The organism is Mycobacterium sp. (genome assembly GCF_035697385.1).
GTDB lineage: Bacteria > Actinomycetota > Actinomycetes > Mycobacteriales > Mycobacteriaceae > Mycobacterium.
Genome location: NZ_DASSCY010000249.1, coordinates 1 through 8,083, shown reverse-complemented (window position 1 = coordinate 8,083; position 8,083 = coordinate 1). Strand labels below are relative to the sequence as shown.

General features: G+C 65.4%; 8 protein-coding genes. 4 read left to right on the top strand and 4 right to left on the bottom strand.

Annotation, left to right across the window (positions count from 1 at the left end):
* Window positions 1-649: mycofactocin-coupled SDR family oxidoreductase (locus VFH65_RS21060; RefSeq protein ID WP_353323991.1), on the bottom strand; the 649-nt coding region annotated here is incomplete at its 3' end.
* Entirely contained in the window at window positions 646-1,821 is a 1,176-nt protein-coding gene (locus VFH65_RS21055; RefSeq protein WP_353323990.1) for an acyl-CoA dehydrogenase family protein, read from the bottom strand. The genes VFH65_RS21055 and VFH65_RS21060, both read right to left, overlap by 4 nt.
* Window positions 1,822-1,995: 174 nt before the next feature.
* Between VFH65_RS21055 and fabG the strand changes: the two genes are divergently transcribed.
* Genes fabG through VFH65_RS21035 form a run of 4 tightly spaced genes read left to right on the top strand, consistent with a single transcriptional unit; the run spans window position 1,996 to window position 5,843 of the window.
* Window positions 1,996-2,736, top strand: coding sequence for a 3-oxoacyl-ACP reductase FabG (fabG, locus tag VFH65_RS21050; protein ID WP_353323989.1), 741 nt, complete (start codon window positions 1,996-1,998; stop codon window positions 2,734-2,736).
* Entirely contained in the window at window positions 2,736-3,950 is a 1,215-nt protein-coding gene (locus tag VFH65_RS21045) for an acetyl-CoA C-acetyltransferase (protein WP_353323988.1), read from the top strand. Before fabG ends, VFH65_RS21045 begins: the two co-directional genes overlap by 1 nt.
* 28 nt (window positions 3,951-3,978) lie before the next feature.
* Window positions 3,979-5,172: an acyl-CoA dehydrogenase family protein gene (locus tag VFH65_RS21040; RefSeq protein ID WP_353323987.1), complete on the top strand. Its 1,194-nt coding sequence runs from the start codon at window positions 3,979-3,981 to the stop codon at window positions 5,170-5,172.
* A 2-nt stretch (window positions 5,173-5,174) separates the two neighbouring features.
* Window positions 5,175-5,843: a GntR family transcriptional regulator gene (locus VFH65_RS21035; RefSeq protein WP_353323986.1), complete on the top strand. Its 669-nt coding sequence runs from the start codon at window positions 5,175-5,177 to the stop codon at window positions 5,841-5,843.
* On the opposite strand, the gene VFH65_RS21030 is transcribed toward VFH65_RS21035, so the two are convergent.
* Window positions 5,836-7,335: a class I adenylate-forming enzyme family protein gene (locus VFH65_RS21030; RefSeq protein ID WP_353323985.1), complete on the bottom strand. Its 1,500-nt coding sequence runs from the start codon at window positions 7,333-7,335 to the stop codon at window positions 5,836-5,838. The genes VFH65_RS21035 and VFH65_RS21030 overlap by 8 nt on opposite strands.
* Window positions 7,328-8,083: ANL family adenylate-forming protein (locus VFH65_RS21025; protein WP_353323984.1), on the bottom strand; the 756-nt coding region annotated here is incomplete at its 5' end. The genes VFH65_RS21030 and VFH65_RS21025, both read right to left, overlap by 8 nt.

Sequence of the window (8,083 nt, the reverse complement as noted above, 5' to 3'; positions counted from 1 at the left end):
CCAACGAGCCGATCATGTCGCCACTTCCCATGAGCGTGTTGACCGCTCCCGGGTGCACGCTGTTGACGCGGATGGAGTGCCTGCCCAGTTCGGCGGCGAACGCGCGCGCCATGCCGGTGACGGCGTGCTTGCTGGCGGTGTAGTGCACCATGAACGGCTGCATCTTGAGCCCGGCCGCGGAGCTGATCAGGATGATCGAGCCGCCGCGTCCGCCGTCGATGATTTTCTGCGCTCCTGCCATCACGGTGTTCCAGGTGCCGGTCACGTTGATGTCCATGACGTCGCGGAAATCCTCGGGCGTGATTTCGCTCCACACCTGCGGAGCCGACACACCGGCATTGGCGACGATGATGTCGAGCCGACCGAACTCCGCGACGCCCTTGGTCACGGCCTCCTGAAGTCCGTCGACGTCGCGGATGTCGACGACCGAGTCCAGGATGCGGCGACCGGTGGCCTCGACGAGCCGCACGGTTTCAGCGAGGTCATCGGGAGTCGCGGGATCGTACGGAACGCACTGCGGCAACTTGCCTGCGATGTCCACGGCGATGATGTCGGCGCCCTCGTTGGCCATCCGCACCGCATGCGCACGACCCTGCCCGCGCGCCGCACCGGTGATGAAGGCGACCTTGCCGGTGAGCCGTCCACTCATTTCTGTGCCGCCTTCACGAGATTCGATCCGATGATGAGTCGCTGTATTTCGCTGGTTCCCTCGTATAACCGCAGTAGCCGGACGTCGCGGTAGATCCGCTCGACGGGTACCTCGCGCATGTAGCCGCTGCCGCCGTGAATCTGCACCGCGAGATCGGCTACCTGGCCCACCATTTCGGTGCAGAACAGTTTGGCTGCCGATGGGGCAACCCTGCGGTCCTCGCCGCTGACCCACATCCGTGCGGTGTCGCGGACCAGGGCGCGCCCGGCCAGCACGCCGGTCTGCTGGTCGGCGATCATCGCCTGCACCAACTGGAAGTTCCCGATCGCTGTGCCGCCTTGGGTTGCGGTGGCGGCGTATGCGACGGATTCGTCGAGCGCCCGTTGAGCCGTTCCGACGGCTATGGCGGCGATGTGGACGCGGCCCCGCGCCAACGAGATCATCGCGGCCCGATATCCGATGTCTTCGCTCCCGCCGACGAGTGCACCGACCGGCACGCGGACGTCGTCGAAGCTGACATCGGCTGTCCACGCGCCCTCTTGGCCCATCTTGGCGTCCTTGGCGCCGACCGCCACACCTGCCGCGTCGGCGGGCACCAGGAACACCGCGATGCCCGCGCCCTCGTCGTCGGCGGGGCGGGTGCGCGCGAAGACGATGAACAGGTCGGCAGTCGGCGCGTTGGTGATGAAGCGCTTCTGACCGGTGATGATCCAGTCGTCGCCATCTCCCGAGCTGTCGCGAACGGCTTTGGTGCGCAGTCCCGAAGGATTGGAGCCCGCGCCGGGCTCGGTCAGCGCGAAGGATGCGACGACGTCGCCCGTTGCCATCGGCTCGAGCCACCGCGCCTTCTGCTCATCGGTACCGAAGCCGACGAGCACCTGGCCGGCGATGCCGTTGTTGGTGCCGAACATCGACCGCAATGCCAGCGATGTGTAGCCGAGTTCCATTGCCAATTCGACGTCTTGAGCCAAGTTCAGGCCCAACCCACCCCACTCCTGCGGAATCGCATAGCCGAACAGGCCCATCTTCTTGGCCTGCTCGCGCAGGTCGTCAGGAACCTTGTCGTCGGCCAGAATCTCCTGCTCGCGCGGTACGACCGCGGTGCGGACGAAGTGACGGGTCTGGGCCAGGATCTCCTGGAAGTCCTCATCACTGACTTCGGCGGTGGTCATCGGCAGATGCTCCTCTTGGCGAGTCGGTGCCCGTGGCCGCGGAAATGCGGTCCTTGACGTCTGCTCACGTGGGCCTAGCTCGCAAGCCCGCGGATCCGAGAAATCATATATGAAATATGATGTTCGATTGATGGGCCCCCTGTGTGGGCCTGACCAGTGAAGAGGGGTGATCAGGTGTCATTGCTGACCGGTCAGACGGCGGTCGTAACCGGCGGAGCCCAGGGTCTGGGGTTGGCCATTGCGGAGCGGTTCATCGCGGAGGGCGCGCGCGTGGTGCTCGGCGATCTGGACCTCGCGGCCACCGAGGCGGCGGCCAAACAACTTGGCGGTCAGGATGTCGCGCTGGCCATGCGCTGCGACGTGACGTCCGCAGACGAGGTCGATGCGCTGGTTGGCGCCGCCGTCGAACGGTTCGGCGGCCTGGACATCATGGTCAACAACGCCGGGATCACCCGCGACGCCACGATGCGCAAGATGACCGAAGAGCAATTCGATCAGGTCATCGCGGTGCACCTGAAGGGAACCTGGAACGGCACGAAGGCGGCCGCCGCCATCATGCGCGAGAACAAGCGCGGCGCCATCGTGAACATGTCGTCGATCTCGGGCAAGGTCGGCTTGATCGGGCAGACGAACTACTCGGCGGCCAAGGCGGGCATCGTCGGCCTGACCAAGGCCGCCGCCAAGGAACTCGCCCATCTCGGTGTGCGGGTGAACGCGATCCAACCGGGACTGATCAGGTCCGCGATGACCGAGGCCATGCCACAACACATTTGGGATCAGAAGCTGGCCGAGGTGCCGATGGGCCGAGCCGGTGAACCGGAGGAGGTGGCCAAAGTGGCCTTGTTCCTCGCCAGCGATCTGTCGTCGTACATGACCGGCACCGTCCTCGAGGTCACCGGCGGGAGGCACACCTGATGCGCGACGCGGTGATCTGCGAACCTGTCCGGACACCCATCGGTCGCTACGGCGGCATGTTCAAATCGCTGACCGCTGTCGACCTCGGCGTGGCCGCGCTCAAGGGGCTGTTGGTGCGCACCGGAATCGACCCTGGCGCAGTGCAAGACGTCATCCTCGGACACTGCTATCCCAACAGCGAGGCGCCCGCGATCGGGCGCGTGGTCGCGTTGGATGCTGGACTACCGGTCACCGTTCCCGGTATGCAGGTCGACCGCCGATGCGGGTCGGGGCTGCAAGCCGTCATTCAGGCCTGCCTGCAAGTTGCGAACGGCGACAACGACGTTGTGATCGCCGGCGGCGCCGAGAGCATGAGCAATGTGGCCTTCTACTCCACCGACATGCGCTGGGGAGGTGCCCGCGGCGGCGTCAAGGTGCATGACGGGCTCGCCAGGGGCCGTACCACCGCGGGCGGGCAGCACTATCCGGTGCCGGGCGGAATGCTTGAGACAGCGGAGAACCTTCGCAGGCAATACACGATCTCGCGCCAGGAGCAGGACGAACTCGCGGTGACGTCCCATCAAAGGGCGGTGGCGGCCGGCAAGGACGGGATTCTCGCCGAGGAGATCATCGGTGTCACGGTGCGAACGCGCCAAGGCGAGGAGCTGATCGACACCGACGAACACCCGCGTGCCGACACCACCGTTGAGTCGTTGAGCAAGCTGAAACCCGTTCTGCTGGCGGATGATCCGGAGTCGACGGTCACCGCGGGTAATTCCAGCGGCCAGAACGACGCCGCCTCCATGTGCGTCGTCACGACATCGGAGAAGGCCGAGGAACTCGGCCTGACGCCGCTGGTCCGCATGGTCTCGTGGGCGTCGGCCGGTGTCGCGCCCAACATCATGGGGATCGGTCCGGTGCCCGCGACCGAGGCCGCGCTCGGCAAAGCAGGACTTGCGCTGAGCGATATCGACCTGATCGAGCTGAATGAGGCGTTCGCTGCCCAGGCGCTCGCGGTGATGCGGGAGTGGAAGTTCACCGCGGCCGACCTCGACCGCACGAACGTGCACGGTTCGGGCATCTCGCTCGGCCACCCGGTCGGTGCGACCGGCGGGCGGATGCTCGCCACGTTGGCACGTGAGCTGAACCGCCGGGGCGTCCGCTACGGCCTGGAAACGATGTGCATCGGTGGCGGGCAGGGCCTGGCCGCGGTGTTCGAAAGAGTGGGCGCATGACCAAGCGAGAAGCGGAGCGGGATCGCGCATGACAAAGCTTGCCCAAACGCTGGGCCTGACGGAGTTTCAGACCGAAATCGTCGCCACGGTACGCCAATTCGTCGACAAAGAGGTTATCCCGACCGCGCAGGAACTCGAGCACAGCGACACCTACCCGCAGGCCATCGTCGATGCGATGAAGGACATGGGCCTGTTCGGGCTGATGATTCCGGAGGAGTACGGCGGGCTAGGGGAGTCCCTGCTCACCTATGCGTTGTGCGTCGAGGAGCTCGCGCGCGGGTGGATGAGCGTCTCCGGCGTGATCAACACGCATTTCATCGTCGCCTACATGATCCGTCAGCACGGCACCGACGCGCAGAAGCAGAAGTACCTGACACGGATGGCGACCGGCGAGACGCGCGGCGCGTTTTCGATGTCGGAGCCCGAACTCGGCTCTGATGTCGCCGCGATCCGCACCCGGGCCAAACGAAACGGCGACGGCACCTACACCATCGACGGTCAGAAGATGTGGCTGACCAACGGCGGAAGCTCGACGTTGGTGGCCGCATTGGTGCGCACCGACGAGGGCGCCGACAAGCCGCACCGCAACTTGACGGCGTTCCTCGTCGAAAAGCCCGTTGGCTTTGGTGAAGTCGTGCCGGGGCTGACCATCCCCGGCAAGATCGACAAGCTCGGCTACAAGGGTATCGACACCACCGAGCTGATCTTCGACGGTTACGTCGCCGACGCCGACGACGTCCTCGGCGAGGCGCCCGGGCAGGGCTTCTTCCAGATGATGGACGGAGTCGAAGTGGGCCGCGTCAACGTATCCGCACGGGCGTGCGGGGTCGGCATCCGAGCGTTCGAGTTGGCGGCGCGCTACGCACAACAGCGCCACACTTTTGGCAAGCCGATCGCCGAGCACCAGGCGATCGCATTCCAGTTGGCTGAGATGGCAACCAAAGTCGAGGCGGCCCATCTCATGATGGTGAACGCAGCGCGGTTGAAGGACTCCGGCGAGCGCAACGACGTCGCGGCGGGGATGGCCAAGTATCTGGCAAGCGAATTCTGCTCCGAGGTGACACAGCAGAGCTTCCGGATCCACGGCGGATACGGCTACTCCAAGGAGTACGAGATCGAGCGACTGATGCGCGATGCACCCTTCCTGCTCATCGGCGAGGGCACCAGTGAGATCCAGAAGAACATCATCAGCAAGCGACTGCTCGCCGACTACCGGATCTGATGATGATCGCAGCCGATTTCGCTCCGCGCCCGCAGCTGGCCGAGGATGTCGCAGGCTTTGTCCGCAGACGCATCTTCGACGGCACTTATGCGGCCGGGCAGTACATCAGGCTGGACCAGTTGGCGGCCGAACTCGGTGTCAGTGTCACGCCGGTGCGTGAGGCGCTGTTCGTGCTGAGCGCAGAAGGTCTTCTCTCTCAGCAACCCCGGCGCGGATTTGTGGTGGTTCCTGTGACGTCCCGTGACCTCACCGACGTGTCCAACGTGCAGGCTTATATCGGTGGTGAGCTTGCCGCGCGGGCCGCGGCCAACATCACCGACGATCAGTTGCGGGAACTCGAGAAGATTCAGACCGAGCTCGAAGACGCGTACGCGGCCGATGACGGTGAACAGGCTGTCCGCCTCAACCACGAGTTTCACAAGGCGATCAATGTCGCCGCGGACTCGCCCAAACTGGCCCAGCTGATGTCGCAGATCACCCGCTACGCCCCCGAATCGGTGTTTCCGACAATAGCGGGTTGGTCCGATCTTTCGACCGGACACCATCGAAAGGTGTTGGCCGCACTCGAGGCACGCGACGAAAACCTTGCTCGCACAGCGATGTCCGAGCACCTCGCCGATGGTGCTGCGCCGCTGATCGACCATCTCACGCAGCGCGGTGTGGTCAGCTAATCTGCTCGGCGAGTAATGCGCGCAGCCTGCGGACGTCGACCTTGCCCGTGGTCCCGCGCGGAATGTCGTCGTCGGAGTTGACCACCCGCCACACCGTCGGAACCTTGAAGGAGCTCAGTCGCTTCCGCGCCTCGGCGTGTAGGTGTTCAACTGTGCTGTCGGATACCACGACGGCACCCACCGCGCCGGAGACCTCGGTGACGAACGCGTTCTCGACACCGTCGATGGTCCGCAGCGCCTGCTCCACTTCACTTGGGTAGACGGTGGCGCCGCTGACCTTGAACATGTCGTCGGATCGGCCGTGGTAGAACATGAACCCGTCGCCGTCGAGGTGTCCGAGATCGCCGGTGGGGTAGTAGCCGTCGGGCGTGAACAGATCTTCGCGGCTGCGCCGGCACATACCGCGCAACGTGTGCGGTCCGCGGATCTGGATCATGCCGATTGTTCCTGTGGGAACCGGCTGACCGGTGTCGGGGTCGACGATCCGGACTTCCATGCCGTCGAACGGCTTGCCGCAACTTCCCCACGCCGATCGCGGCATGTCGGTATCTGCGGGATAGCCGCAGTAGGGGCCGAACGACTCGGTCATCCCGAACAACTTCGCCCGCGCTCCCGGTGCCGCGCGCTGCTCGGCTGGCAGCAGCGCGTCGAGGCTGCCCGGCCGAAGCGCGGACAAATCGGCTCCGACAGAGCGGGATTGGCGGGCCAAGGCCTCGGCCTGGTCGGGCCAGCCGCGAAACAGCGTCACCCGCTCGCGTTCCAGCAGTGGCAGCGTCGTTTCCGGCCGCGGGATCTGCTCGGTGACGAGCGTGGCGCCCGCCAGCAGGGCAGACAGCACGCCGCTGCCGAACCCGCCGACCCAGAAGAACGGCATAGGCAGGTACAGCCGCGTATCGGAGTCGATGCAACGTGCCGCGAGGCCCGATCGCACGGCGGCCAGCGCGTTGGAGTGCGAGTGGATTACGCCCTTCGGTGGCCCACTGCTACCCGACGTGAACATGATCACCAGCGTGTCGCTCGGCGTGACCGCCGCGGCCACCGCGTCGACCACAGGATCGTTGTGCGCGGCGACCAACTGGTCGGGGGTCCAGACCTCCCGCAGCGCAGGCAGTTCCGGGCTATTCACCGCGTCCGCCAGGCCGTCGAGGTAGCGATGGCCGCGGAACTCATCGACCGCGATCAGAACCTGAACGGAGGCAGCCCGAAGCTGAGACGCGAGCTCCGGCGGCTTCAGCAAGGTGCTCAGCGGAACCAGGACGGCGCCGATGCGGGTGAGCGCCAACGCGATCTGCACCCACTGCACACAGTTCGGCATGATCAGGCCGACCCGGGTGCCCTTGCCGACACGGGCCTCGATGAACGCGGCGGCCATGGCCCTGGTGCTTTCGTCAAGGTCGGCGTAGCTGATCCGCGACGCCGGATCAATGACCATCGGCTTGTCACCGTGCCGTTCCGCGCGCATTCTGACCAGCTGGTCGATGGTGTCAGGCATTGAACACCTTCGCGAGCGCAGCGAGGTCGACCTTGCCGCTGGAGAGCAACGGAATATCGGAAGACGCAACGGCCGCAAACCGTTTCGGGATCTTGTAGGCCGACAGTTCGTCTTTGAGCCGCTCACGCAGCCCGAGCTCGTCGAACTCGGCATGTTTGTCGCGGACGACGACCGCGGCGACCACCTGTCCACGCTGGGGATCCGGGAGCCCGAGCACGTGCGCGACGGTTCCGCCGGTCACCTTGGCGATCGCACGCTCCACCTCGGCGGGTGCCACGTTGGCGCCGGCGGTCTTGATCATTGCGCCTTTGCGGCCGATGAAGTACACGAAACCGTCGGCATCGGTGCGGACGAGATCACCGGTGTGAAACCACGCGTCGGCATCGAAGCACTCCTCGCGGCTGCGTTTGTAGTAGCGCTGCATCACGAACGGGCCTCGGATGCACAGCTCGCCGTCGACGATCTTGGTTTCGAAGCCCGGTGCCGGCTTGCCGAACGATCCGCGCCGATGCTCCGGTTGGTCGGATTCGTCCTCGCTGATCGTGATCACACTGCCGGCTTCGGTCATGCCGAGCATGGTGTGCCGCAACTCGGGGTCGGCCGGCCGCACGTCGGGCGCCATGATCGGGTACAGGTTTCCGCGCCGCATGGATGACAGGTCGCGGCCAGGCAAACTCGGGTGAGTAGCTAGGTGGGCGATGCCAGCCACGAAACCATTGGTCATCGTGGGCTTTTCGGCCTCCAGCAG